The following is a 25,750-nucleotide window of genomic DNA, read 5'->3' as shown; positions in this document are numbered from 1 at the left end:
TTGTTTTTTATTAAACAATCTTTAAATATGCCATACGGAAATAATATTGAAGTTACTATGGTGATACTTTAAAAACACGTTAATACCTATTACTATTACCACTTCCCTCCTTGAAATAAATTCATATCACACACACTTAATCGCTATAAATGTTCGCCATTGAATCTATGTTTTTATTAGGTGGTTAGACCAGATATTAATTGATATTAATGTCAAATCTGTGATTCTTGTTCCACTTCCTTGTGGCTATTTTGCGATAAAAATCATGGTATTTGCTTCGATAAACGTAACATTGTTATGCGGTTTTACTATGCTTATTGCTCTATGTGCCTTGTTGGCAGCTAAGGCTTCGAGAGAGAAAAAAAAGCGTTCGTTTACTCAATTACGTTTAGAGCGAGAACAAAAAAAACAAAAATTAAAAAGTCTTTTTTGTGAAGAAAGCCAGTTACCTAATATTAATTATATTCAAAAAAAAATATTGAGTAACAGTGAAGTCAATAGTAACGCTCATCACATCATGCATGTGATATGTGTTGGGCGCTCTTCTGATTATTATCGTTTCTTTGATTCAAAAACAAGTCGAGAAATAAAAACACAGCTTCACAACCGTTTAAATAATGCTCTTTCTCCAAGTGTGATTGGTTTATTTGAAGATAGATATATTGTGGTTGTTTTTGCGAAAAACTCGTCATGGACGAAAGAACATATTATTGAGCAGCAACAAAGAGTGCAGCGAACTCTCCCACATGAACAATTGGTGGATGGTAAGTATCTTCCGTTTGATTACTCTGTTGCGAGTATGTCTTTTTCTAAGAAAGATATTGCTAAGGGGAAGAGTTTTCTTTTTAAAAAAATGGCTTTCTGTGTCAATGAATCCGTTAAATCTATCGATGGTTTATATATTTATAGCCATAGTGACTATAAACGTAGTCTTCGCCAACACCAGATTATTCAATATTTAAGTCAAGATATACGACAGGGCGGTGACCAGTTTGAACTTTGCTATCAGCCTATATTTCATAGTACAGATACATCTAAAGTTAATATCTGGGAAATTTTACTAAGGTGGAAGCGAACAGAGTATGGTGGTCCTGGTGAATTTATGCCTTTGGTTGCGACAAAACCGCATTTGCATTATTCATTGACTATGATGATTTTAAATAAAGTTATTGAGTATGCACTATTGAGTGAAGAAGTGCTGCCCAATGTCAGTATTAATGTAAGCAATTCTGATCTCATGATGGTGGATTTTTTCGATGATGTCATGATAGCAACAGAGAGATTCCCAGAATTAAGGTCTAAAATAATTTTTGAGGTGGTTGAATATAGTGAAATGCTATCAAAAAAGCATGTGAAAGATAATATAACTAACCTGAAAAAACTGGATTTAGATTTGCCATTGATGACTTTGGTTGTGGCTATTCGAACCTTCAGCTGTTAACAGAGAAGCATTTTGATTTTATTAAAGTTGATAAATCCATAATTGGAATGTGCGAACAAGATACCGTTGCTTACGAAACGTTGAAATTTATACTTAAACTTTCAAAGAGTATTAATGCAGGCTTAGTGATTGAGGGGGTTGAAACGGCTCAACACCTAGCATTCGTACCTGAAAACCCCAATGTTTTTATACAAGGATTTTTGCTGTCGAAACCCATTAAGTTAACGTCGACGTTGAGCATGATCCCTAAAGAATAATAATACACCAATAATAATTTACTTTCAGACAGCGATAAAACTAACAGCATTGTGTTAGTTAATATACTAATAAAATTCACTTGAATGTGAATATTAAAGGAAATACAGAGATGTTTTTGAATAACTTAACGATAGGCAAAAAAATTGCCGTTTCATTTTTTATTATTACAATAATCAATGCGATTTTTGCCGTCATTTCTAATTCTGGTTTAACGAATATTAAATCTAATATTATTAACTATACTGACGACACATTACCCGCGTATGAAAAATTGAACAGTATTTACGATGATGTTGCTACATTACGTCGTAATCAGATGGCAACTTTATTGAGTGATAAAACGATTAGTAATGTTTCGACATTAATTAATGCTATCGATAAAGAGCTAGCTTCTTACGGTGAAACAGTGTGGCCAGGTGAGGAAAAAGATTCTTTTGACCGTTTGATGAGCGCTTGGGGTGAGTACACTAATAGCATTAGGGTTTTTAACAAACAAATTGCAGTAAATAATAAAGTAGGAGCATCTCAAACGCTTCTTACTGACTCGTACTCTTCATTCAAAGAAATAGATCTAGAAGTTAAAAACTTAAGCCGACTATTAAAATTGGCAATGGACAATAATCGAACTCAAATTCTTGATTCGGTCAGTAATTTATCGAACTCATCAATATTGAGTAATATTGCAATTTTAGTGCTAATGGTATCGATGACGTTAATTTTAACAAAGCTGATTTGTAACCCACTGCACCTGATTGTTAAGCAAGCGAATGCCATTGCAGAAGGTGATTTATCGACTCATGTCGATCGTCGATCTATTGGTAATGATGAACTAGGTGAGCTCGCGGATGCTTCTGCATTGATGCAAAGTAATCTGCGCCAGTTAATTGAAGAAATCATTTCTGCTGTTACCCAGTTAAGTAGTGCCATTGAAGAGATGAATCAAATTTCTGAGCTGTCCACCAAAGGCATGCACGACCAACAATCTAAAATTGCCCAAATTGCGACTGCCATGACAGAGATGAAATCATCGGTATCGGATGTTGCGCAAAATACGGAAAAATCAGCGCTTCAAGCAAGTAATGCTAATCAGCAAGCCAAAGAGGGCGCACAGAGTAATCAAGCCATGGTGGACTCTATTCAAGAGATCTCGCAAGTAATTGGTGAAGCGGGCAATACGGTATTAGAGCTAGAAGAGCAGTCTCACCAAGTTAACATTATTGTCGATGTCATCAGAAGCATTGCTGATCAAACTAACCTTCTTGCCCTGAATGCCGCGATTGAAGCCGCGCGAGCGGGTGAATCGGGTCGAGGCTTTGCCGTGGTTGCTGATGAAGTGCGAACGCTGGCGGCCCGCACTCAAGATTCAACGGGTGAAATCACTTCTGTTATCGAGAAGCTCCAAGTATTTGCTAAACAGGCAAAAGATGCGACTGAAAAATCATGTACCTACATTGAAAACTATTCAGGGCAAGGTATTCAATCACTGAAGTTGATGAGCTCAATCGAAGACACAGTGTCAGATATTTCAGATATGGGTACCGAAATCGCGAGTGCTTGTAGTCAGCAAGACGCGGTTGCAGGTGAGCTAAGTTGTCATATCGAGACGATAAATGTGGCTTCACAGGAAGTCGCGGAAGGGGCGCAGCAAACTGCCGTAGCATGTAACGAACTTAGCCAATTATCTTCGTCACTACATGATGCAATGAAGCGCTTCAAACTTAATTAAACGTCGTCATTTCAGCCGTTAGTTCCCCAAATCACATACGATTTGGGGATTTTTTTATCTTACGTTTCGCCTTTAGGCTTTGAGTGACCAAGGTGTATTAGAATCCAATCAAGCGCTATTTAGTGCTTATCACTGGGGGTTATATGAATGGATATCAGAAATCAGCACAACCACAGACGCAAACATTGCTTAGTGACACCCTGCGCCTCCCTCCGCCACCATCTCGCTTTTCCACCCAAGTTGCTGACGAGAACATTGAGCTATCTCAGCAATTCGCAAATTGGAAACACTTTGCGACGGCTCTATCGAAAAAACTGGATAATAACCAAGATCAACCTGATAGCGATGAATCTGAACCAAGATCAAGCCAAGATCAGCATGCAGACATTGAAAGCGCCCTGTTACAAGAAGACGAACGCTTTTTACAAGAAGTACTGCGCTCATTGCGAAAACTTAATGGTAAAGTACAGATCCGTTAACCTTCGTACTGCTTAGTTCAGGCCTATTACTCAAATATCTCGCAAGTGTTCTTTGAAGTATTCCACCAACAGCTTGGTGCGTTTGGGTAAGTGCTCACGCTTAGGATAAAGAATATACAAAGGCAATATTGGGTCTGTTTGCCATTGTGGCAGGAGTTGCACTAGGTTATTGCGTTGTGCTGTTGAGAGTTTTGACAGTGCAAATTCGTCCAACATAGCAACACCACTGCCACACATCATGGCATCGACCATAGCCCCAACCAGATTCACACTAAATGCACTTTGCAGCTTAACCTTTACTGTTTCTTGGGTGTTTGCGTTGGTAAAGCTCCACTTATCTAAGGTGAACTCGGTATTGCGATACAGTATATGGCGGTATTTACCGAGCTCTGCAGGGTGGGTGATTAACCCGTGTTCTTCGATATAATCCTTATGGGCAAACGGCTTACAATATCGAGCGCGGAGGAAATGGCCCACATACCCTTCGGGCGGTGTCTCTGTGAGGTAAAATGCCACGTCAAAGCCTGATTCAATTAAGTCGAGCGGCTTTTCCGTAAAAATCACCTCAATGTTTAATTTAGGATAGCGGCGACTCAATTTAGCCAAAGGTTCGGTCAGGATTAAAGAGCCAAAGGAGGCAGAGGCCGCCACGCGCAACTTTCCTGCAATTTGATCGGCATCGATCAATGAATCATTAATGTTTTCCGCTTTTTCAAACAGTGCTTTAACTTGTTTGTAGAAGCTAAGACCATCCTGGGTCAGGTTAAATTGGCGCGTCGTTCGTTGGATCAGTTGCACCGATAAAATCTCTTCAAGCTGTCTTAACTGACGGCTGGCATGTGCATTTGAGCACCCAAGCCTGTTTGCTGCTCCCGCAATGCTTTTCTCTTCACATAGCGCAATATAAGTCGGGATGTAAGGTAGCCACTTTATTTCCATATGGTAATTCTGTGTATCTAAATGAGCTCTACTGGAAATAATAGGGGTTATCTAGACTCTCGACAATCTTATTTATCGCGAGGGTTTTTAAATGGACGTATTTAATAGTTGGCTAGCAGGTCAGAACTTAAAACAGCAGGTTAACCACCCGAATATTGAAGTGGGTGAACACAGTTATTACTCGGGCTTTTATCACGGAAAGTCGTTTGAAGAGCAGGCAGTACGCTATCTCTTGGGTGATAAGTCTACGCAGTCTGCTTGGCAAAGCGGCGTGTTTGGCGACGTTGATAAACTCCGTATCGGTAAGTTTTGCTCTATTGCTTCAGGAGCCACTTTTATGATGGCAGGCAACCAAGGCCATCGAATTGATTGGATTTCCACGTTCCCTTTTTCTACTGAAGTCTTTGGCGAGGGAGTGAAAAACGGTTTCCAACGTGCGGGAGATACGGTGATTGGTAATGATGTGTGGATTGGCAGCGAGGCCATGATCATGCCAGGGGTGAAAATTGGTGATGGTGCTGTGATTGGGGCGCGTTCGGTGATCACCAAAGATGTTGCACCTTATTCGGTGGTGGTCGGTAGTAACGTGGTAGTGAAGAAGCGCTTTACTGAGCAAGCCATTCAAACCTTATTGCGTATTCAGTGGTGGAATTGGCCGTTACCACAGCTTAAAGAGGCGATGCCTTTATTATGTAGTGGTGATATTGACAAGCTGGATGCTTACTTCGTCGCGCAGTTTGCGTTAAACGATAAGGATGATCTTGATTTGTTATTGGGCTAAAAGATTTTAAAAAAATGTGCATCCTTTTGGTACCTGCTACGTGTTATTAGCAAACCGTAATTAGGACGTACAAACATGTTGGAGATCTTCACTCAGTTAGCGGATTGGCTGACTTACACTGTGTTCAAGCTCTCACCTGATACCTCTGTTGGGATTGGGTTTCATTTCTTTGTCGAAGACACCAGTAAGATTTTGGTATTACTGGTGTCTCTTATCTATGTTATTTCTTTTATTCGTGCCAGCCTGAGTGTTGAGAAGGTGCGTGATTACTTACAAGGTAAGCATAAAGGAATTGGCTATTTTCTTGGTTCTACCTTTGGGGCGATCACCCCATTTTGTTCTTGTAGTTCTATTCCACTGTTTATGGGCTTTGTGTCTGCACAGATCCCCATTGGCGTCACGATTGCGTTTTTAATTACCTCACCTTTGGTCAATGAAGTGGTCGTCATCATGCTGGGCAGCTTGCTTGGTATCAAGTTTACCGTGATGTACGTCGCAATAGGGATGTTACTGGGCATGATGGGTGGTGTGATATTAGATAAATGCCAAGCACATCGCTGGTTACAACCTTTCCTTGCCAAAGCCTATCAACAAGTCGGGCAGGCGCAATCACAACAACAGACCCAAGAGCCGACACCTCAAAGGATGACCATGAAGGATCGTCATGCCATCGCTGCTGGCGAAACGAAGACGATTTTTGGGCGGGTGTGGAAATGGGTGATTATCGGGGTTGGACTAGGTGCTTTTATACACGGTTTTGTGCCTGCCGAATGGTTCGAACAAAACCTTGCCAGCGGACAATGGTGGACAGTGCCTGTTGCGACCCTGAGTGCCATACCTATTTATGCTAATGCATCGGGTGTGGTGCCTATTATGGGATCGCTACTAGATAAAGGCATGCCAATTGGCACCACATTGGCATTTTGCATGGGGGCGGTCGCCGTGAGTTTGCCTGAATTTATCATGCTGAAACAAGTGATGCGTTATCGCTTATTAGTGGCTATTGCAGGGTATTTATTGATTGCTATTTCGATAACAGGTTGGCTGTTTAATGCCTTCTATTGATGCTTTTTACCAATGCTTTTACCAAAAGGAATACACAATGAAAACAATTCAAGTTTATGGTTCAGGTTGTAAAAATTGTACCGTTACCGCAGATCGTATCACTGCTGTTGCGGCTGATCTGGGTCTTCATATTCAGGTTGAGAAAGTCACCAGTCTAGAAGCCATCATGTTAGCTGGCGTGATGAGTACCCCGAGTGTAGGCATTGATGGGGTAATAAAACATACGGGTTCTGTGCCATCTCTTGAGCGAGTGCACGAATTGCTAACGGAAGATGTTGTAGCCTAATATTTGTCACGTACTGGAGCGTATTCGCGTTCTATAACGGGCGCAATTATTAATGAAGTCGCTTTGTCCAAAACCGCTTTCGGTGAGGGTACAGCGGCTTTTGTGTTTTCTTTTTGGGTTCTTCTGATATGGGAATGGCGATGAAGTGTCTGATGAAAGCGTGGGGCGAAGCTGAGCCGCAGCTTTATAGTTGGCTGCTAAAACAGACGCAAAGCCAACATGAAACAGAAGACATCATGCAAGATGTGTTTCTCAAGGGAATGCGTAATAGCGAGCGTTTTTGCGATTTACAAGATGGTAAGTCGTGGCTGTTCAAAATCACTAAAAATCATTTTATCGACAATGTTCGCCGTAAAGTTTATGCCGTCGAAATTGATGAACTGAAAGCAAATACCACTATCCCACCTGTGATGACACAGCTGCAAACCTGCTTACCACGTATTTTGCCATTACTAACTGAAGAAGAACGTAATATCATTGAACAGTGCGATCTCAATGGGATGACGCAACTTGAATATGCCAAATGCCATCAACTCAGTTTGGCGGCCACCAAAGCCCGCCTTCGCCGAGCGCGTATGACCTTAAAAAGCAAATTAGTGACCGAATGTCGGGTCGAACAAGATCACAGCGGTGTGTGCTGTTTTAAGCGCTTGGATATTGCCCCTGAGGAGTGATTTTTTAGCGGCGAAGATGATTAGAGTCAAACTCTAATCATCTTCAAAGTCGGGTTTACCTCGCTGGGAACACGGCGCCTTAGTGCAGTTGCTTACAGGCGGGTATTATTTTGCTTCAGTAGCTCCGCTAAGGTAAATATGTATTCCATGTCGGAAAATAAGGACTCAATTGTTTGCTGATAATTTAACGGCTCGTTCATAGGAAGAGTTGCTGAGAAAAAGTCTCTTTTAGTTGGTATTTTTATGGTCAGAAGTTTATCTTTAAAGCAGGCTTCGACCTTACCGCCAAAGTGTTCATTTAGCTCAGATAATGTCTCCATCATATTTGGCGTTAATAAGTAACGAGCTTCAACCTGATCTGAACCATATACTTCAAACTCTTTTTCAAATCTTGGGTCTTCTAACTTAACGCGAGATAAGTCATTATGCTTTGACGATTGTCGCCATCCTTTATCTTGTACAACACAAACAGTGCTTGAAAATCGTTTCTTTTGTTGGATTTGTATTAGAGCACCTTTGAATAAAATTTTGGGGACATTGTTTTGGTCTGATGAGGTTTTTAGTGATAGTTCATAAAAATTAAAGTTATTCCCTTTCCAACAGCCTTCAAGATGATCGGATATTTCCATAGAACTATATTCAGGGAAAATACCGTGCTGCTTTAAATCGCCGAGTTTACTTCTTGTCTTTTCTTCATTATGTGGGTTTAGTTTGAATTTTTTACCAAAATACTTAAGAACAAGTGGGAAAATAAGACGATGAGTTTCGTTCGTAAAGTCAGCCTGCTCCCCGTTAATCCAAGAACTGAAGGCAAGTTTTATTATTAGTGAAACACTGGCTACAGCAAATGCATATATAGGATATGGCTCTGAAGAGAAGTGATTAGCATTAATGATAAAAAAGATAAAAGCTAAAAGGCTAGCGAAAAGCACTAGTGCACTTAATAAATAGAAAGGGCCGCCAATGATACGGCGACGCATCAAACGGTCCTGTACATCCAAGCGCTGCTGTTCTAACTTTTGGCACTTAGGAAATATTTTCTGTTGATAGTACTGTGTAAATGCTTTTCTTTGGTAATTAGGTATCCTAAAAAAAGGGACTTCCATTTTTTCTAATCCATTGATGGTAAGTTATTAAACCACCAACAATGCCATTGTCTTTTAATCGCTTCTATACTGTAGGTAAATCGATTTGTGAAATGTTGGAACTAGATATCATTTTTATCTTTATGCTCGAATGAAAATACGCGAGATTTATGCTTTTATGTGCCGATGATTTCAATTTGGACGATAAGATGGACTTAATGAGTTTTAGCATAATAGCTGTTGTTGGTGTGTTGTATTTTTTGTATGTAAGAGTAATAAAACGACGTAATACAGCTCTTGAAGCATTATCGGGCATTGATGTGCAATTAACAAAACGTCATAACCTTATGCCTAATATCTTAAAAATAGCGCAGCGGTTAATGACGCATGAAAAAACATTACTACTAAAAATAACAGAGCTCCGAACTAGTCTAAATAATGAATATAATAAGCAAGATACCAATGCGATTAAAAAGCATATAGATGACGCAGTAGCGTTGGATTCTTCGCTTTCGCAACTTATGGTTTCTGTTGAAAATTACCCTAAAATTAAATCAGATAAAGCCATGGTTGAAGCGATGGCGACATACAATGAAGTTGAAGCTCATATCAGTGCTGCTCGACGCTTTTACAATGCAGCGGTGTCTGATCTAAATTCTTCCGTTCAAATTTTTCCTAGTTCGCTCATTGCGAAAATCATTTCTGTAAAAGCCATGCCTTTCTACCGTGCGGATGATGCTCATCATGTACCTGTAGATGTTTCTGATTATTTGAAATGATATCGCCTTAACAATTAAGTTTGCCGCTTCCTGTTGGCGAGCCTATATGTGTACGAGTAGTGATATCTCCAGCTTAATTTCAATAATGAATAAAAAAATCCCCCGACAAGGTCGAGGGATTTGGTTCACACTGTCTACGCTATAAAGCTTTAACTTTATTCGCCGTAAGTCAGTGAGTTAACTGCAAGCGGCCCATTCTTTGGTTTATCTAGATTTAGTTCGGCTAACTTATCTATTCCTTGGCGACTAATACCACCATCGTACACCTTGCGGCCATCAGGATTGGTCATCGAGGTTTCGCCCACATTCCAAGTGGTAAAGAAATCACTTAGATCGTAGCCAGACACGTAAGAGCTACATACCATCATCAAGTCACCACCAGATAAGCCAGTTTCTTGCGGACTACAGTAGTTTGTGCCGTTACGCCCTTGCAGCGTATCGCCTTGTACGTCACCTCGAGCCTTGCGGTGCATTAGCTTGATCATATTCCAGCCTGCATCTTTGCCGTAAATCGCTGGTTTGTGATCGTCATTTGCGTACCAGTTATCTAACGAGAAGTGACTCTTCGCCCAGATCTTCAACTGACCAAACATCACCAAACGCATACCTGCATCACCATTAGCCCAAGCGTGATCACCGTTAGCATTTAGCCACATTGGCGCTTTTTGAATATCGGTAGCAATACGATCCATTTGCGGATTGTCATTACGGCCTTCAAGCTCTTGCATGTACAACGCCAGCAAGTTGTTGGTTACTTCGGTACTGCCTTCAGCCACAAAAGGTGCTGATGCCAAGTTATGGCCTACTTCGTGCCAAATTAGCCAATCATCTACAGCATTGGTTGGCACTGTGTTTCTATTGGCATTAAAGCCCGTGTTCATCACAGGGTAACCTGAGTGCGCGGCACCAATTGAGATTTGCACATCATTCACAAAGCGATGGCGGAATCCGTCTAGTGTGGAGTAAGTAAAGCGACGGTGTTGACCATCGGCAACAACTTCGTCACGGCCATAGAAATCACTCGCCGCGTCTGCGAAACGGTTCATGTCAGTAGCGAACTTATTAAGGTCAGCTGAGTTACTGTTTCGTACGTTATTGATTGGCGTAGTGTAAATGAATGAACCTGTATCCAGCTCTGCAATTGGTGCAGCGGCTGAACTAGGATCGTTTACCCAATTGCCATCTTTCCACCAAGCTGCTGTTTCAACATTACTAAAGTTGAAGGTAGCAGTGCCTTGATCTTTTACTTTTGGCTGAACGTAGATCAAACCACCGTAAGGGGCTTTAAAGCTCAGGCTAGTACCGTCGTAATGGTAGCTAGTTTGCATGCGTGGTGGACGCTTCAAGCTCACTTCGTGGTTAGGTTTACCTGTTAGGTCATCTGCCATCATTACAGTGATCCTTGCTTCAACCCCACCGCTAACTGTTACTTCTTGTAACTGAGGTGCCCATAAACCTGTCGATTGATTATTACCCGCAGAGTAGGAAACAGCCTTGCCATTGGTTTGGATTGTTGCTGTACCACTTGAGCCTGCACCAGCCGTACGGCCTGGATACATTGTGGTGTCTACCGTGATCTCGTGATCCCAGTAAGAGCGACCAAGCATAATTCGTGTTAGTGGTTTTTCCATGTAGTTCAGTGGGTAGCTTGGGTTTAGCTGGCCACTAAGTTCACCTTCACCATGGATCATTCCGTTAGCCACGAGTGATGCTTTTAGATCAACTGGGCAATTGGCTTCACCAGCGTTAACTTGATGCTGACCGTCGGTATAACAGTTCAAGAACTGCACCGCTTGTTTGAAGCCAAGCTCGTCTTGTACGCCAGTTTGGTAGCGGTACGGGTTGTCGTTCCACATCCACACCGAAAGGTTATCGTAAGTTTGGTTTAATTCGGCTTTAGATAGGCGAATACCTTGCGTACCTTTGCTGCGGTAGTAGATTTCATGGTTGTACAGCGCAGTGAAGTTAGATCCCAAGTTCGCGGCTTTCACCATGCTTTCAATCACATCTTTGCTGATAGGGTAACGATCAAAGTCAGCACGGTAGTAACTACCACGGACGGTAACGCCATCACCCGCACGCGTTTCAATACAGTTGAATTCGTATTCGTACGGGTTTTGACAAACCGGTGTACCTTCGAATGCTTTTTGTAGTTCTGCGATAGCGGCTTCACGCTGCTCTGCTGTGTCCACAAAAATACGCGCCTGTTTGGTGACCATTACTGGCGCACTGTTTGCGTCAAGCTCTGGTGTACCGTCGGCATTGAGTTTTGGCATCTCGTAAGTTGGGATCTCAAACTTGATCTTGGTTTCGTCTTTAATCCACTCAACTGTACCATCTTGATGAACTGTAAATGGCTGCTCACCTTGGTTGTCTTGGAAGCGCTCCAGTACCACCATGTCTTTTTGGCTCTTCACATGCAGGTTAGGATACGGCGCCTGACAGTAGTAAGAACTGCCACAGAATGCTTGATTGGTTGGCGTAACGTTTTGACCACCCAAAGAGACCCCCGCGGCATCACCCAAACGACCAATAGGCTCAGGGTTGGTGGCTTGAATAGCGTCCATAAACAACACGTTACCGCCGTCATTGATGTATTTGATCAGCGCTGTGATGTCGTCTTGGCTTAGATTCGGGTTTTCCAAATCAGCAACGAAGAGGTTAGTCATCCCATCTTGAATTAGTCTTGGCGGGTAGGCCTGAAGGAGCAAGATAGGTGTTTCCGTCGCAGAGAGGCCACTAAAGCCACCTTTAGAGAGTTTTTCTACGGCACTAAAACCGTATTTTGGGCTAACAAAGAAGTCGTACTGTCTGCCTAGTGTCGAGTGGTGGTATGCCGCGTAAGCGGAATCAATGTTGGTTGCAACCTTGATGCCTGCTGTTGGCGTACCGTTATTAAACCATTGGAACAGGTTGGCGAAGAAACGCTTCATGCTGCCGTGATCATCGTGTAACGGGTTTTCAACCGTCTTCACGGTACAGGTTTGGTTTGCACTATCTATGTGTAATGCACGGTTAGCCCAATAGTTGTCAGGACATGACAATATGCTTGGGTACATGCCATTCCCCATAAATACAACTTTACCCGTACCTATGCTACCAGCGGTAACAAACGGGAATCCGTAAGTGGCATTGTCTTTCGATACCAATGGGATAGGCTGCATCTGAATACCTGGGTATTCAGCAATGTAAGGCTTGCCTTCACGAGTCCAAGCTTGTTGTTTACCGAAAGGGATTTCGTGGTTTTTATCTGTACGAGGCATCATGATAGGGAAAGCTTCGTTCGAGATATTTAGCGCACGCATACCACGGGTATAGCCCGTTGCACCGTAGAAGCTGCCGTTATCGTTAAAGACATGGAAGCTATCAACGCCCGTGAATATTTTAGTCAGTGATTCGGTGACGTATTTACCGCCGTTATCAACCGAAAGTGCGTTAGGTAAGCTGATCGCGCGGTAAGAGATAGGATTTTGATTTAGCTCACCATCAATGATCGCCGTTAGCCCTTCGCTAAATTGTGCTTCAAACTCATTCGGCACTTCATAGTTAGAATCACCAAGTTTGCCACCGCTAGGTAGCGCAAGATTAATCAGCTCATTGATGACATTTGGATACTGGGCAAATGTTTCATGAATTTCTGGTGTGATCGTAAATGCATTGCCAGTACTTACAGCATAACGTTCAATCAGTGCTTGAATATTTGCTTTAGTCACCGCATTGTCTGTGACATCTGTCAGTTTGTAATCAACCTGATTACCTAATACTTTACCAAACTCAAAGGTGTCGATACCAAAGGTAAGGGTGTCGCCCCACAGATATTCAAATTCGCCGTTTTCGTCCGTCACCCCTGTTGAATGCGCCGAGAAGAAGCTCACGCCAGCAATCGGCTTACTATTCTTGCCACTATTATCAGTTAGCTTGCTGCGAGTAAGTACTTGTGCGTCGGCGCTCGGTTTATAGGTGTAGCTTGCTTCGGCATTTGCTGATACAAAATCCGCATTGAGGTTACTATCAGCATCTGGATCTACGGTAGGAACGATCGTGTTATCTACGTGTGAGCTTGGCGCTTTACCGACTTCGTCTGTGGCTTTTTCTTCAAGAGACTCAAAGTAAGCTTCTACCACTTTTTCATTATCAACCTGTTGGTAGACTTCTTCGATACCAAAAGAGTCATATTCTTTAAGGCAGATCGCCTCGTCTGCTTCACAGCTATCGATAGATTTCAGCACAGTGGCTGCGTTTTCACCATGTTGTCTTGTTAGCTCAAACGAGGTTTCAACCGTATTGTTTGCAGCAGTGGTCAGTGACTTACTTTGTGATGTTGGTGGAAATGGCGCGGTAAAATCACCCAGAATGACGGATCCTAAGGTGCAGCTAAATGGTGTACCTTGGGACACTTCAAACGTGCCATCGGTTAAGCGAACGCCATTACAATCGACATCACCTTTAATCATTTTGCCAGATGCTAACAGTGAGCCCACGTAGGTCGTTGTTGGAATAACTTCTGTCGGTGGAATCGTTTCTATTGGTGGCAGAATGTCAGTCGGCGGAATGGTCTCTGTCGGTGGAATCGTTTCTATTGGTGGCAGAATGTCAGTCGGCGGAATGGTCTCTGTCGGTGGTTTAATATCTTCAGGAATGATTGTATTTCCTGTGGTAGTGTCATCATTACAACCACTTAGAAAAGTCGAGGCTATAGCAAGAGCGAGTATATTTTTATTTATTGAGCTAAGGCTGATCATAAATAGGTTCTTAAAAGAAAATGATTAAATTAGGCAAAGCTTCATCGATGAACCAATAGCATTGATAAAAAACTATTCAATCATGTATGAAACTAGCGACAATTATCCCTATAAAGCGGCATTTAATGCAAATGCTGAATGATTTCTTGGTGTTTGATTGTAAAAAGACATATTTAGTCTTCTAAATAAATGACATGATGGATTTTATTTTCATACGTGAACTAATATCTCACTTCAATTGCTCATCCTTTATGGGTTTACAATTGGAAATATAATTCACATGATTTATAAATAATTAAGAGGAGTTATTTATAAATAATCACGCACAAACGATGGCAGTAAACCGGCTTATTCCATGTGTGTTTCTTTGAATTCAAATAAACGGTTAATACTGACTGGTTGTTATTGCGTCAATTTATAAATTTCACTTCTGGCTTACTTGCTTGTATGTTGAGTTTTACCGAGGATTTTCTAGTCTAAATTGTGGGGTAAAAGAAAAGTAGGCACGGATGAAAAGGTCAGCTGCTGCGCTGACCTTAATGATAAGTAGGCGTGAGTAGATTCAAACTATAGCTATAGCACGTTATAACAATTCAAATTACCATCAAATTGCATGCCTGCTTTTACTGGGTTCTTACCATCGAACACACGGCTAAAGAAATGTTTAATGGTTGGGTTTTCTAATGCGGGTTTGTGCCATAAGCGATGGCTGTCATTAGCGCCAGCCGCGTCGGTGAAGTTGTAATAGGTCGCATATTTGGCATTCATATTAGCGGCGGTATTACCGATACGATCTGGATTGATAAAGTCAGAGAAATCGAGCACATCATCGGTTTCATTGACGGTCACCAGCACACGGCTGCTTTGCCCAAGCGTATCAAGCCACGATGCATGGCCTGGGTTATCAGCATCGGCTTGATGAAGAAGAATGTTCTTAAACATAGCGGCTTGGTGATCATAGTCTGGTACCTGCACCATAGACTGCATTAAGTAGTTGCCCAAGCTATGAATCGCAAGGGTCTGGATTTGTCCTTGCTTGCGGGTTTTATTTCGGTTGGTTTCAACAAAGCCGTTTAACTTATCGAGCAAGCGTTCAAACGCCATCGCAGAACGACGAGCATTCTTACGGGCGCGTTTGTATTCGCTGATCTTACGTAAGATAAAATTAGGCCCCGGATTCGACGGCCAAGAAAAGGCGATCACATTCACGCCATACGCTTCTATTTCTCGGCATTTTTTGAGGTTTTTCTCAACACTTTGATTAAACCCATGAACAAACAACACGCATGGGCTATCAGCATTGTCACATTGTTCAAATACAGCCTCTAAAGGTGTTTGCACTTCATCGGCAATGTCGCCTTTATGCATGATTGGCGCTTCATCCATCAGCGCCAGTGAGAAGTTCCCTTCATTGTCTTGCACTGCTTTCGCCACCCGCAAAACTTCGGCACCTTGCGCATTAAAGTTATCGCCAAAGAGTAGCGGATCATCGGTGATGTTTCGGTTTGAGACAAAATAAATCATGGTGTTTTCCTTAACTATTCAGTGAATAGCATCTGAATCCATACATACCTGTTGGTCTGCTATTGCTAGCCTGAAATCATATGAATCTACACCGAGGAAATACGCTACACCCTATACCTGTCAATGCCCGAAATGCGGGGCTTGGAGATACGTCATAAGGAAGAAATCAGGGCTTTCCTAGAACTGTCAGGCTGTTGTGACCAACGCCTTTTCTGCTGACAGCGTCATAGGAGTGAACGAAGCAGAAAATTGAATCGCATTAAGTATAGTAAAGGGAATTCAATATGCAAGATGTTGCGATGGTCCAAGATATCCCCACAACCAATAGTGATATATCTCACACTAACTTAATCCAGATTAAGGATTTTCCTCGTTTTTCGCGTCAGTATGGCGGCCATTCATTGCACTCGGTGTTAGCACTCGCTTTTAAAATAACATAGCTAATACAAGGTAGATGACTCCCTACACACGATTTGAGAGGACTGGACTTGAGCATTTTGTTTTCACAAGGCCGTATTGGCAACATGACCCTAAAGAACCGCTTTGTACGCAGCGCGACATGGGAAAATATGGCAACAGAAGATGGCCACATGACGGATAAGCTGTACGCCATCTACGAAGAACTTGCGCAAGGAGAGGTCGGTTTAATCGTGACTGGCTACGCGAACATTGTTGAAGAAGAAAAGCCCAATGCAGGCATGATGGGCATGTATAACGATTCTTTCATCGATGAATACAAAAAGCTGACTGAGTTAGTACACACCAACGACTCTAAAATCGTGATGCAATTGGCGTACGGTGGCACAAAAACGACCTATAACGTCGGTGAGCGAATTATTTTTGCCCCAAGTGATGTGCCTGAAATGGGTACGAAAACGCAGGGTAAAGCCATGACCAAAGACGAGATTGATTATATCGTTGAGGCATTTGCTCAAGCCAGCCGTCGTGCACAAGAATCAGGTTTTGATGGGGTAGAAATTCATGCTGCGCACACTTACCTAATCAACCAGTTCTTAAGCCCTTATTACAACCGTCGTGAAGACCAATACGGCGGTAGCCTAGAGAACCGCATGCGTTTTCTGGTCGAGATCTACACGGCGATCCGCAAACTGGTAGGGAATGATTACCCTATTCTGGTGAAGCTAACCGCAACCGAATTTTTCGACGGCGGTTTAACTTTCGATGAAACGCGCATTATCTGTAAGCAACTTGAAGCGATTGGCGTCGATGCGATCATCATCTCGGGCAACATTCACGGTAAAGCCAATGACATGATCGGCCAGCAGTTTGATGGCTATACCTTGCAAGAAGAAGGCTATTTCCATCAATATGGCGATGTGATCAGTCAGGATGTCAGCGTGCCTGTGATCACTGTGGGTGGTTTGAGCGATATCGACGCGATTGAAGCTATTGCAGAGAACACCAATATTCAGTATTTCGCATTATCACGTCCATTACTGGCAGAGCCGCATTTGATCAAACGTTGGCTTAGCGGTGATAAAGTCGAAGTTGATTGCGAACGCTGCTCTAAATGCCGTACCCGTCGCGGTAACTTCTGCGTAGTGTATAAAAAACGCAAAAAAGTAGCGTAAAGCTAGGAATAAAACAAAGCCGCTGTAGTTACAGCGGCTTTGTTGTTTCTATATGACCTTAATGATGCAACTGCTGATCAACCGCCACAGCTAACGCAACGGTTGCACCTACCATAGGGTTATTTCCCATGCCGATGAAACCCATCATAGCTACGTGGGCAGGTACGGATGAACTCCCAGCAAATTGGGCATCGGCGTGCATGCGGCCCATGGTGTCAGTCAGGCCGTAAGAAGCAGGGCCCGCTGCGACGTTATCTGGGTGTAAGGTACGGCCTGTACCACCGCCTGATGCGACAGAGAAATACGGTTTTTGCTGGGCATTGCGTTCTGATTTGTAGATCCCCGCCACAGGGTGTTGGAAACGGGTTGGGTTGGTTGAGTTACCCGTAATGCTGACATCCACTTGTTCGCGATGCATGATAGCCACCCCTTCGCGGACATCATCGGCGCCATAACAAAGAATGTTACCGCGTAATTCATTAGAGAAACGACGGCGGCTCACTTCGATTAACTCCCCCGTATCGTAATTAAATTCAGTGCGCACATAGGTAAAGCCATTAATGCGTGAGATCAGGTAAGCGGCATCTTTACCTAAACCGTTTAGGATCACTTTCAGTGGTGTTGTTCTTGCGCGGTTAGCGTTCATTGCAATTTTTATCGCCCCTTCCGCCGCAGCGAAAGACTCATGACCCGCCAAAAAAGCAAAACATTGAGTGTCTTCATTTAATAAACGTGCCGCAAGAGCGCCATGGCCTAAACCGACTTTTCGTTGTTCAGCCACGCTACCCGATTTACAAAAGGCTTGTAGCCCTTCACCTATGATATTAGCGGCGGTTTCTGCGTTAGCGGCTTGGCGATATAGCGCTAATGCGGTGCCCAATGTATAAGCATCGCAGGCATTATCAAAAGCGATAGGTTGGGTGTCTAATACAATATCTTGTGGCGCAATCCCAAACGATAGGCAGTATTGTTTTGCCTCTTCTAACGACGACATGTTCATTTCTTGTAGGTATTGGTTTACTTGTGTGTTCATGATGCAGCCCTCGTTATGCTTGGCGTGGATTGATGGTAGTAACAGCTTCGCTAAAGCGGCCATAAACGCCTGTTGCATCGACCATGGCCTCTTCGGCAGGTACGCCTTTTTCAACACTTGCCATCATTTTTCCGAGGTTGAGGTATTGGTAACCAATTACTTCGTTGTTGTCGTCGAGTGCCAGTTTCGTTACGTAGCCTTCGGCGAGTTCCATATAACGCACCCCTTTAGCAGATGTGGCGTAACTGGTGCCGACTTGGCTGCGTTGGGTTTTCCCTAAGTCTTCCAGTGCAGCGCCAATTTCTAAGCCGTCTTCAGAGAAGGCAGATTGGCTGCGGCCATAAACAAGCTGTAAGAAGATTTCACGCATGGCGACATTGATAGCATCGCAGACCAGGTCGGTATTGAGCGCTTCAAGCAGGGTTTTCCCCGTCAGAATTTCTGCCGCCATTGAAGCGGAATGGGTCATGCCCGAACAGCCAATAGTCTCGATAAGCGCTTCTTCGATAATGCCCTTTTTGATATTAAGGGTGAGTTTGGCAGCGCCTTGTTGTGGTGCGCACGTTCCCACGCCATGGCTTAAACCCGAGATGGCAATAACGTCTGTTGGACGGATCATTCGGCCTTCAACAGGGATAGGCGCAGAGGGGTGTAAATCGCCACGTTGAACGGGACACATAGATTGAATTTCAGAAGAGTATTGCATGGCGTTTTCCTTAAAATGTCAGGAAAACAAGTGGGGTTGGCGTGTTATGTCCCTACAGAAAATACTACCAATTTGAACAAGTCGCGGATCGAATACTAACGGTCACGTGTTTGTTCAGATTGATATGAGCCACATCCGTCGCTCACCAACAGTTACACCTGTTTTCTTTTCTGTAGGAGTCATCAGCCACATGGCGGTTGTTACCAATCCCATCAATTATCAAATCATTTTTACTGAGTTAATTAACGGTATTGGTATGGTAGGTGGAACCCCATCACCTTTGCTAAATATGCTACTGCTAAACTCTGTTGCGCTGCAATCGACTTTTTAGACGCGTTTTCTCTATAAAATGGCTTCTTTAGTATGAAATGAGCATAAAAACGTGATGAGTATCACGCGGTTAGTTAGGGCGAAGGGGGGGATGAATAATCACCATTGTTCGTTTTGTTATGTTACTAAACCATGGGTAAAGTAAGGTTATTATTGGTTATAAGACACAAGACAGGATTGGGCTTGCTAGTTTGATTATTAAATACGGGGAAATATAAGCCCCGATTAAAAAATAATAATCATGTTGGCTAGAGGGTAGTATTGATGAATACTCCTAAACTGATCACGATGGCTGTCGTACTGACATCTGTCGTGGCTTGTGATGACGCTGTAGAAGAAGAAAGTACCAACCCAGTTGTTTCCGTGATAACTGAAGATACGAATGTGTCGGCTGAACAGCCGCCTGAAACACCATCAGAAGATGATTCCGATGGTGGTGGGGATGACGGTGTTACGCCACCTCCCGCTGGGGGCGGTGATGATCCAACGCCGCCAGATGATGGTTCAGGTGACGGCAGTGGTGGTAGTTCGGGAGGGGGCGATAATTCTCCAGAACCAGAACCAGAACCAGAACCAGAACCAGAACCAGAACCTAAAGTGGATATCGATGGCTTACCTTTACCTGATTTAAGTCAGTCGGGTGATTTCGAAGCCTATGTCGATGGCCAACCGCAATACTATACCCGTATCTCAGCCAGCTTTGGCAATGTGGCTGGCCAAGACAACACCCCGTTTGATAATCGAATAAAAAATGCAGGCGCCAACCTAGGCCGTGTACTTTTTTATGATAAGCGGCTCTCATTAAGCAACACCGTTGCCTGTGCGTCTTGTCATCAGCAAGAACATGGCTTTTCAGATCCGAACGTTTTTAGTGATGGTTTCGATGGCGGGAAAACAGGCCGTCATTCCATGAGCTTATCCAATGCGGCTTACTATTCGCCAAAAAGTTTTTTTTGGGATGAAAGGGCTGACACACTGGAAGATCAAGTCTTGATGCCGATCCAAGACGGTGTCGAAATGGGGATGAACTTACTCGATCTTGAAGTGAAGTTAGGACTAACCAGCTTTTATGGCCCCCTATTTAATGCCGCGTTTGGCGATGAAGCAATCACCAGTGATCGTATATCAAAAGCATTAGCGCAATTTATTCGCGCTATGGTGAGTTACCAATCTAAGTATGATCAGGCCTTTACCGTGGGTACCTGGAATGATCCTAATTTTGAGGAGGTATTCACTGAGCAAGAAATGCTGGGGCTGCGTTTATTCTCTGGTGTACCTGGTGATCGTAATGGCTCGCTAGGGTGTGATACTTGCCATCATACTTCAGCGCATACCGCGGATCAGGCACATAATAATGGTATTGATGGGGATAATGCTCCCGACCAAGGGGCTGGTAATGGCTTCTTTAAAGTGCCGTCGCTACGTAATATTGCGGCTAGCCCACCTTATATGCACGATGGTCGTTTTTCGACCTTGATGGATGTGGTGGAATTTTATAATAGCGGCGTCCAAGCACATCGTAATTTAGCGCCAGCATTACGCCGTAATGGCAGCCAATCGGGCCCACCAGTGCGGTTTAATCTCAGTCAAGAAGAGAAAGATGCCTTAGTAGCCTTTATGAAAACCTTAACCGACGACACCTTGCTAACGTTACCGATGTTTAGCGATCCGTTTGAGGAATAATCTTACTCATCCTGCTGGCAATAAAAACAGTTTCCCTGCTTGCCGAGTCGATTACCGACTCGGCTTTTTTTCCTAATCAGCAATAAGCAATCAGCATGGCACAACTGTTTGCGGGTAACGTCAGTGTCTGCTCATCAGGGTTAAAGCAGACCCCTTGTTGCGCTAATATTTCTTGGCTCATCTTTGTTGGCACATTAATTTGGGTGCTATGCATGCCTTTATTGATTGCCACTAAGCCTTCACTATGACCGCGTGAAAAGACCAAGAGATCTGGTGTTTGATGAAGCACTGTCATTGGCTTGCTATGCATGCGGTTATGAAAGTGGATCATTTGCTGCAATGTTGGGTTTTTCCAGCAATCGAACCAACGTGGTTTACCGGACTTATTGTTAATACCGCTGGTATCAAGATCTGAATAAATTAGTGGCACACCGCCATCTCGGCCAAGAATGTAGCAATACGCCAAGCATTCAAGGTGTTCTGGCATGACTTGATCTAAGAAAACATCGTTGTTCGGGATGTCATGGGTAATCGCAAAGGTAATGGCACGATCGTGTGCTAAAGCTGACCCAAGCGAATAAGGGTTTATCAAGCTAGCCATGGTGCTATCAGGTTCTGATAACGTATTTTTAAGGGTATGAAATAACGGGAAGTCGTACGCCCCCAAATATGTATTGGCCAGATAGGGCTGCAAGAATAACTCGTACTCTTCTTTTGTTGCACCACCATCAGTAATGATTTCGCCAAATACGTGGGTCTCACTGCTGATTTCATCGTCCCATACTTGGTGAAGATGCTCGAGTGTCATGTGTTTAGCCGCATCAATACGGAAACCTTTTACGCCTAATTGTTTTAGCGCTTTTAGGTATTGCTTTTGCGCTTCAACTACTTTTTCGGTGTACTTGAGGGTCGGCAAGCCAGGGTCGCGATCGCCACTACTGATACGGCCGTGCTGGACTTCCCATGGATCGGTCCAGTCTTTGATCGGAAAAGCTAAAACAAAATCTTTGTCGGTGAATAAGGGCTGAGTTAAGTCGCCGAACAGGGTGAGCTCTTGGTAGTGCGCTGGGTACTGTTGGTAGTCAGCCAGCACCTCGGTATTGGGGTAGATTAGCGCTTCGTTGATTTCTTCTTCGTTGGCCATGTGATTAAAAACAACATCAACGTAAACGTGGATATTCTCTGCCGACAGGGCATGAATCATGGCTTTAAAATCAAGTGTATTACCGAGTTGGTTGTCGATAACACGATAGTCTTGTGGCTGATAGCGTTGCCACCACTGGGTTCCTTGTTCCGATTTAAGAGACTTCATCGGAGGAGAAATTAAGACGGCTTTAAAACCAGCCTCAGCAATTGCCGATGCTTGTTCATTAATACGGCAATAAGGCCAGTCAAACGCATGCAAGATAACGTTTGTTGCCTGCGAGTCAATGGCGTTGATTGGGTTTGAAATTGCTTTCATCGTAAAACAACCTTTTTAAATATTGGTTGAATAGTAATGCGACTTTACTACGAAAACCTCCTCTCTTTATTGAAATCAGAGGGTAGGAGTCGCAGGGATGAGACGCGATGAGTCAGATAACCCAAGGTGGATAGCTCTTTATTACATCAGATGTTTACTGAAAATTATGCAACTGGATATGCGGTATAAGGCGGGTTTTGCATCGTAATGCGGACATTTAAGAATGGAAATATGCTAGCTAGATAACATAACTGTCAATTATATCGATAAATATAGCTGAGGTGGATGTTTTCAGGTGTATCTAAATACTACTCTGGTAAAGTGCATCGTAATGAAGCGCCCATAATAAAGCCGCAAACATTGTGAACTAAGTTCAAAAAAATGAATGGAGAACGAGAAGTAACCATGTATTTTAACGCTGATTCCAACATTCAGCCATCACACTCATCAATGACAATTGGCGTGGTCGTTCCTTTACTTAGTGGTTTTTATTTAGGTGAAATCACCTCTAGTTTGCGTTTGATCGCTCAACAAAAAGGGGTGAATTTAATTCTTATTCGAAGTGGTGGTTTTGAAGATTACAGCCATCCTTTAGCGTTCGATCATCTCGATGGTCTTTTTACTATCTTAGATTCAGCCTCTCCTCAATTACTTCAACTCGCCATAGAGAAAGGCATAAAAGTCATGTCCCTTGGTTACACTTACTCAGGGCTTGAAGTGGAAACAATCCGCAGTGACCAAAGGCAAGGTATTGAAGCGGCCTTTAATCATCTTGTAAAACTTGGCCATAGAAAGATTGGTTTTTGTGGCAATTTGGCTGTGGAAGATATTCTAATTCGTTTCAAAGCTTATCAAGAGCGATGTGAATATTGGGCTATTACTGCCCAACCGGATTGGATCTTTGCTGTTGAAGAGGCGACCTTACCGGGTGGGCGTGATGCGGGTCGTCAGTTTGTTGCGCGTAATTCCGATTGCACCGCAATTATCTGTGCGACGGATTACAATGCGGTAGGGCTGATAGAGCAATTAAAAACGGCCAATATTTCAGCCCCTGAGCAGCTAGCGGTTGTGAGTGTTGATAATACATTACTTGGCGCACGTTTCGACCCGGCTTTGACCACGATTAATCAACAGCTAGAGCATCTTGTCGAGCGGGCGTTAAGCCGTTTGATTGAGCGTATAAAAGGGGAGGCTTATCAGGCCAATGAAATCGTCATCCCCCAGCAGTTGATAGTGCGTGACTCGTGTGGTTCACCACCGAATGAAAAGTGCTCTAATGACAATATCAGCAATGTACGTCAACAGCTGTTAGATGATTTAGCTAATCGACCAGAAGCAGTGCATGAATCCTTCTTCAATCTTGCTCAGCATGGTTTTCATTCTTTGTTAAATTTACCGAGCGTTTATGAGGTATCGCTAAAGTGGGCATCGTTTGCATTGAACTACCGCGCTGATGGGCAAGATAATTTATATGTAACGCAGGGATGTGCGATGGGTGAAGAAGCGTTGCACGGTAAAGATATCGCCCAACATGCATTCTCATTAGCACAATATCCCCCGAATAAACTTCATAACTACACTTTACCTGACCCCTACCTTATTACTTTACTTCCTATACCCGAAGAGTCGAATGGCTTATGTGGTGTCGTTGCTGTGGTTGATGATTTGCATTCTTCTTCTAGTGCAAGTGGATACAGCATGTTTAATAACTATTTAGATATGTTATCGCTATTTATCGAGCGTGATGCCTTGGTTGAATCGGTGAGGTTGCGTGAGAAGAAATCCAAGGATATGGCGACTAAAATTCGACATTTGGCGTATTACGATACGTTGACTGGCATTCCTAACCGTATCATGGTGAAAGAACAGCTCGAACGTCATATTCAACAGCGCCCTCGCGTTCCTCATGCTGTGATGCTAATGGATCTTGATCGGTTTAAGTTCGTTAATGATACCTACGGTCATGATGTGGGTGATGCGCTTCTTCAGCATGTCTCTGCGGCCTTACGACGTGTGAGTCGTCGCAATGATATGTTGGCGCGATTAGGGGGGGATGAATTTTTATTCTTTTGTGATGTATCGACAGACTCAGAAGCTTTGCTGCTTGCGAATCGAATATTAGCGGAAGTGGAAATCCCTTTCTTGTTTAAAGGCTTAGAACTCACCACTCAAGGCAGTATTGGTATTGCTTTTTACCCCCAAGATGGCGCAACAGCGGATGATCTGATTAAAAAAGCGGATATTGCAATGTATCGCGCTAAGCGACATAGCTCGGTGAACGCAATGCTATACGACTGTTCGATGGATTCTGATGTGCAGCTACAAGCAACATTAGAGCAACTGCTGCGTCAGGCCATTGAAAATGAAGATCTTAGCGTGCATTTTCAACCGCAATATAATCCATACACAGGTAAGATCTATGGTGTAGAAAGCTTGGCGCGGTGGTATTCACCGACATTAGGGCATATTAGCCCCGTTACTTTTATTGCTGTGGCAGAAGAGAGCGGCTTGATTTACAAGCTGGGTGAGCTCATGACGCGTAAATCGGTGCGCGAGCATGTACGTTGGTCTGTAATGTATCCCGAGCACATATTAAAGCTGTCGATTAATGTGAGTCCGGGTCAGTTGATGCGTCCCTATTTCGCTGATGATTATATCGACCTTATTTTGCAAGAGGGCGGCAACCCTAAAAACATTATTATTGAAATCACGGAAACGGCAGCGATCACAGATCTTGAACAGTGCGTAGCGGTCTTAAACAAGTTTATCGATATTGGTTTTGAAGTGGCACTCGATGACTTTGGTACTGGCTATTCATCCTTGTCACTGCTTAAGCAGCTTCCACTGAAATACGTCAAAATAGATCGTTCATTTATTATGGATATCGATACCGATCAGTCGAGTAACGATATTGTGCGATCCATTGTGATGATGTGCCATTCTTTTGGGTATTGCACCTTGGCGGAAGGTGTTGAAACGCTAGCACAAATTGAGCGGGTGAAAGAGCTAGGTTGTAACCTCATCCAAGGGTATGTGTATAGTCGTCCACTGCCTATTGCAGAGCTTGATTTGTTATTACAGCGTGAATATAACCAGATCTAGTTAAGCGGGGTCATCTATCCCTATCTGTGCAGCACCTTCACACAATGAAAGATTATTGTCCTA

At 43.3% G+C, this 25,750-nt stretch carries 17 protein-coding genes, 1 pseudogene and 1 riboswitch; of the genes and pseudogenes, 11 read left to right on the top strand and 7 right to left on the bottom strand.

Features of this window, described 5'->3' with window-relative positions:
- Positions 1 to 265 precede the first annotated feature (265 nt).
- The 3 genes and pseudogenes from L4C35_RS15855 to L4C35_RS15845 all read left to right on the top strand — a co-directional run bounded on the left by L4C35_RS15855 (position 266) and on the right by L4C35_RS15845 (position 3,904).
- Positions 266 to 1,698: pseudogene (locus L4C35_RS15855) on the top strand (EAL domain-containing protein).
- Between the two features lie 110 nt (positions 1,699 to 1,808).
- A complete protein-coding gene (locus tag L4C35_RS15850) occupies positions 1,809 to 3,425 on the top strand; it encodes a methyl-accepting chemotaxis protein (protein ID WP_428463807.1) in 1,617 nt (538 codons plus the stop codon).
- A gap of 143 nt (positions 3,426 to 3,568) precedes the next feature.
- Complete coding sequence (locus L4C35_RS15845) at positions 3,569 to 3,904, top strand: hypothetical protein (protein WP_428463806.1); 336 nt, start codon at positions 3,569 to 3,571, stop codon at positions 3,902 to 3,904.
- Between the two features lie 30 nt (positions 3,905 to 3,934).
- On the opposite strand, the gene L4C35_RS15840 is transcribed toward L4C35_RS15845, so the two are convergent.
- Complete coding sequence (locus tag L4C35_RS15840) at positions 3,935 to 4,843, bottom strand: LysR family transcriptional regulator (protein WP_428463805.1); 909 nt, start codon at positions 4,841 to 4,843, stop codon at positions 3,935 to 3,937.
- Positions 4,844 to 4,934: 91 nt separating this feature from the next.
- On the opposite strand from L4C35_RS15840, the gene L4C35_RS15835 reads away from it, so the two are divergent.
- From L4C35_RS15835 to L4C35_RS15820, 4 genes are all read left to right on the top strand, one after another.
- The gene (locus tag L4C35_RS15835; RefSeq protein WP_428463804.1) at positions 4,935 to 5,624 is read left to right on the top strand and encodes a CatB-related O-acetyltransferase; all 690 of its coding nucleotides are present in this window, start codon (positions 4,935 to 4,937) and stop codon (positions 5,622 to 5,624) included.
- A 75-nt stretch (positions 5,625 to 5,699) separates the two neighbouring features.
- Complete coding sequence (locus tag L4C35_RS15830; protein ID WP_428463803.1) at positions 5,700 to 6,689, top strand: permease; 990 nt, start codon at positions 5,700 to 5,702, stop codon at positions 6,687 to 6,689.
- A 37-nt stretch (positions 6,690 to 6,726) separates the two neighbouring features.
- Positions 6,727 to 6,975 carry a thioredoxin family protein gene (locus L4C35_RS15825; protein ID WP_428463802.1) on the top strand — a complete coding sequence of 83 codons (249 nt, stop codon included), beginning with the start codon at positions 6,727 to 6,729 and terminating at the stop codon, positions 6,973 to 6,975.
- 152 nt (positions 6,976 to 7,127) lie between these two features.
- Positions 7,128 to 7,649 (top strand): RNA polymerase sigma factor, encoded by a 522-nt coding sequence (locus L4C35_RS15820; RefSeq protein ID WP_428463854.1) that lies wholly within the window; start codon positions 7,128 to 7,130, stop codon positions 7,647 to 7,649.
- A gap of 92 nt (positions 7,650 to 7,741) precedes the next feature.
- Here the strand turns inward: L4C35_RS15820 and L4C35_RS15815 are convergent, their stop codons facing one another.
- Positions 7,742 to 8,755, bottom strand: a complete 1,014-nt coding sequence (locus tag L4C35_RS15815) for a DUF3137 domain-containing protein (protein WP_428463801.1) — start codon at positions 8,753 to 8,755, stop codon at positions 7,742 to 7,744.
- 188 nt (positions 8,756 to 8,943) lie between these two features.
- Between L4C35_RS15815 and L4C35_RS15810 the strand changes: the two genes are divergently transcribed.
- Positions 8,944 to 9,513, top strand: a complete 570-nt coding sequence (locus L4C35_RS15810; protein WP_428463800.1) for a LemA family protein — start codon at positions 8,944 to 8,946, stop codon at positions 9,511 to 9,513.
- A gap of 155 nt (positions 9,514 to 9,668) precedes the next feature.
- Here L4C35_RS15810 and L4C35_RS15805 read toward each other — a convergent pair whose 3' ends face one another.
- The gene (locus L4C35_RS15805) at positions 9,669 to 14,255 is read right to left on the bottom strand and encodes an SslE/AcfD family lipoprotein zinc metalloprotease (protein WP_428463799.1); all 4,587 of its coding nucleotides are present in this window, start codon (positions 14,253 to 14,255) and stop codon (positions 9,669 to 9,671) included.
- A 573-nt stretch (positions 14,256 to 14,828) separates the two neighbouring features.
- A complete protein-coding gene (locus L4C35_RS15800; protein ID WP_428463798.1) occupies positions 14,829 to 15,779 on the bottom strand; it encodes an alpha/beta hydrolase in 951 nt (316 codons plus the stop codon).
- Between the two features lie 488 nt (positions 15,780 to 16,267).
- Between L4C35_RS15800 and L4C35_RS15795 the strand changes: the two genes are divergently transcribed.
- A complete protein-coding gene (locus L4C35_RS15795) occupies positions 16,268 to 17,371 on the top strand; it encodes an NADH:flavin oxidoreductase (protein WP_428463797.1) in 1,104 nt (367 codons plus the stop codon).
- Between the two features lie 58 nt (positions 17,372 to 17,429).
- Here the strand turns inward: L4C35_RS15795 and L4C35_RS15790 are convergent, their stop codons facing one another.
- Both L4C35_RS15790 and L4C35_RS15785 read right to left on the bottom strand, forming a co-directional pair.
- The gene (locus L4C35_RS15790) at positions 17,430 to 18,404 is read right to left on the bottom strand and encodes a GGGtGRT protein (RefSeq protein WP_428463796.1); all 975 of its coding nucleotides are present in this window, start codon (positions 18,402 to 18,404) and stop codon (positions 17,430 to 17,432) included.
- Positions 18,405 to 18,417: 13 nt separating this feature from the next.
- The gene (locus L4C35_RS15785) at positions 18,418 to 19,110 is read right to left on the bottom strand and encodes an iron-sulfur cluster assembly scaffold protein (protein ID WP_428463795.1); all 693 of its coding nucleotides are present in this window, start codon (positions 19,108 to 19,110) and stop codon (positions 18,418 to 18,420) included.
- A gap of 166 nt (positions 19,111 to 19,276) precedes the next feature.
- Positions 19,277 to 19,398, bottom strand: a riboswitch (Fluoride riboswitch).
- A gap of 306 nt (positions 19,399 to 19,704) precedes the next feature.
- Here L4C35_RS15785 and L4C35_RS15780 point away from each other — a divergent pair.
- Positions 19,705 to 21,123: a cytochrome-c peroxidase gene (locus L4C35_RS15780; RefSeq protein ID WP_428463794.1), complete on the top strand. Its 1,419-nt coding sequence runs from the start codon at positions 19,705 to 19,707 to the stop codon at positions 21,121 to 21,123.
- A gap of 76 nt (positions 21,124 to 21,199) precedes the next feature.
- On the opposite strand, the gene L4C35_RS15775 is transcribed toward L4C35_RS15780, so the two are convergent.
- On the bottom strand, positions 21,200 to 22,585 hold the full coding sequence (locus tag L4C35_RS15775) for an alpha-amylase family glycosyl hydrolase (RefSeq protein ID WP_428463793.1): 1,386 nt from the start codon (positions 22,583 to 22,585) through the stop codon (positions 21,200 to 21,202).
- A 381-nt stretch (positions 22,586 to 22,966) separates the two neighbouring features.
- Here L4C35_RS15775 and L4C35_RS15770 point away from each other — a divergent pair, with 381 nt between their 5' ends.
- A complete protein-coding gene (locus L4C35_RS15770; protein WP_428463792.1) occupies positions 22,967 to 25,687 on the top strand; it encodes an EAL domain-containing protein in 2,721 nt (906 codons plus the stop codon).
- Positions 25,688 to 25,750 lie beyond the last annotated feature (63 nt).

The sequence above is a fragment of the Photobacterium kagoshimensis genome (assembly GCF_050337045.1).
GTDB classification, from domain to species: domain Bacteria; phylum Pseudomonadota; class Gammaproteobacteria; order Enterobacterales; family Vibrionaceae; genus Photobacterium; species Photobacterium kagoshimensis.
The sequence above is the reverse complement of the archived record's forward strand: the minus strand, read 5'-3'. Positions and strand labels throughout refer to the sequence as shown.

Excerpts from the sequence above, each read along its gene's own strand:
- L4C35_RS15850 (WP_428463807.1), top strand. The coding sequence starts at position 1,809 with ATGTTTTTGAATAACTTAACGATAGGCAAAAAAATTGCCGTTTCATTT.
- L4C35_RS15845 (WP_428463806.1), top strand. The coding sequence starts at position 3,569 with ATGAATGGATATCAGAAATCAGCACAACCACAGACGCAAACATTGCTT.
- L4C35_RS15840 (WP_428463805.1), bottom strand. The coding sequence starts at position 4,843 with ATGGAAATAAAGTGGCTACCTTACATCCCGACTTATATTGCGCTATGT.
- L4C35_RS15835 (WP_428463804.1), top strand. The coding sequence starts at position 4,935 with ATGGACGTATTTAATAGTTGGCTAGCAGGTCAGAACTTAAAACAGCAG.
- L4C35_RS15830 (WP_428463803.1), top strand. The coding sequence starts at position 5,700 with ATGTTGGAGATCTTCACTCAGTTAGCGGATTGGCTGACTTACACTGTG.
- L4C35_RS15825 (WP_428463802.1), top strand. The coding sequence starts at position 6,727 with ATGAAAACAATTCAAGTTTATGGTTCAGGTTGTAAAAATTGTACCGTT.
- L4C35_RS15820 (WP_428463854.1), top strand. The coding sequence starts at position 7,128 with ATGAAAGCGTGGGGCGAAGCTGAGCCGCAGCTTTATAGTTGGCTGCTA.
- L4C35_RS15815 (WP_428463801.1), bottom strand. The coding sequence starts at position 8,755 with ATGGAAGTCCCTTTTTTTAGGATACCTAATTACCAAAGAAAAGCATTT.
- L4C35_RS15810 (WP_428463800.1), top strand. The coding sequence starts at position 8,944 with ATGGACTTAATGAGTTTTAGCATAATAGCTGTTGTTGGTGTGTTGTAT.
- L4C35_RS15805 (WP_428463799.1), bottom strand. The coding sequence starts at position 14,255 with ATGATCAGCCTTAGCTCAATAAATAAAAATATACTCGCTCTTGCTATA.
- L4C35_RS15800 (WP_428463798.1), bottom strand. The coding sequence starts at position 15,779 with ATGATTTATTTTGTCTCAAACCGAAACATCACCGATGATCCGCTACTC.
- L4C35_RS15790 (WP_428463796.1), bottom strand. The coding sequence starts at position 18,404 with ATGAACACACAAGTAAACCAATACCTACAAGAAATGAACATGTCGTCG.
- L4C35_RS15785 (WP_428463795.1), bottom strand. The coding sequence starts at position 19,110 with ATGCAATACTCTTCTGAAATTCAATCTATGTGTCCCGTTCAACGTGGC.
- L4C35_RS15780 (WP_428463794.1), top strand. The coding sequence starts at position 19,705 with ATGAATACTCCTAAACTGATCACGATGGCTGTCGTACTGACATCTGTC.
- L4C35_RS15775 (WP_428463793.1), bottom strand. The coding sequence starts at position 22,585 with ATGAAAGCAATTTCAAACCCAATCAACGCCATTGACTCGCAGGCAACA.
- L4C35_RS15770 (WP_428463792.1), top strand. The coding sequence starts at position 22,967 with ATGAATGGAGAACGAGAAGTAACCATGTATTTTAACGCTGATTCCAAC.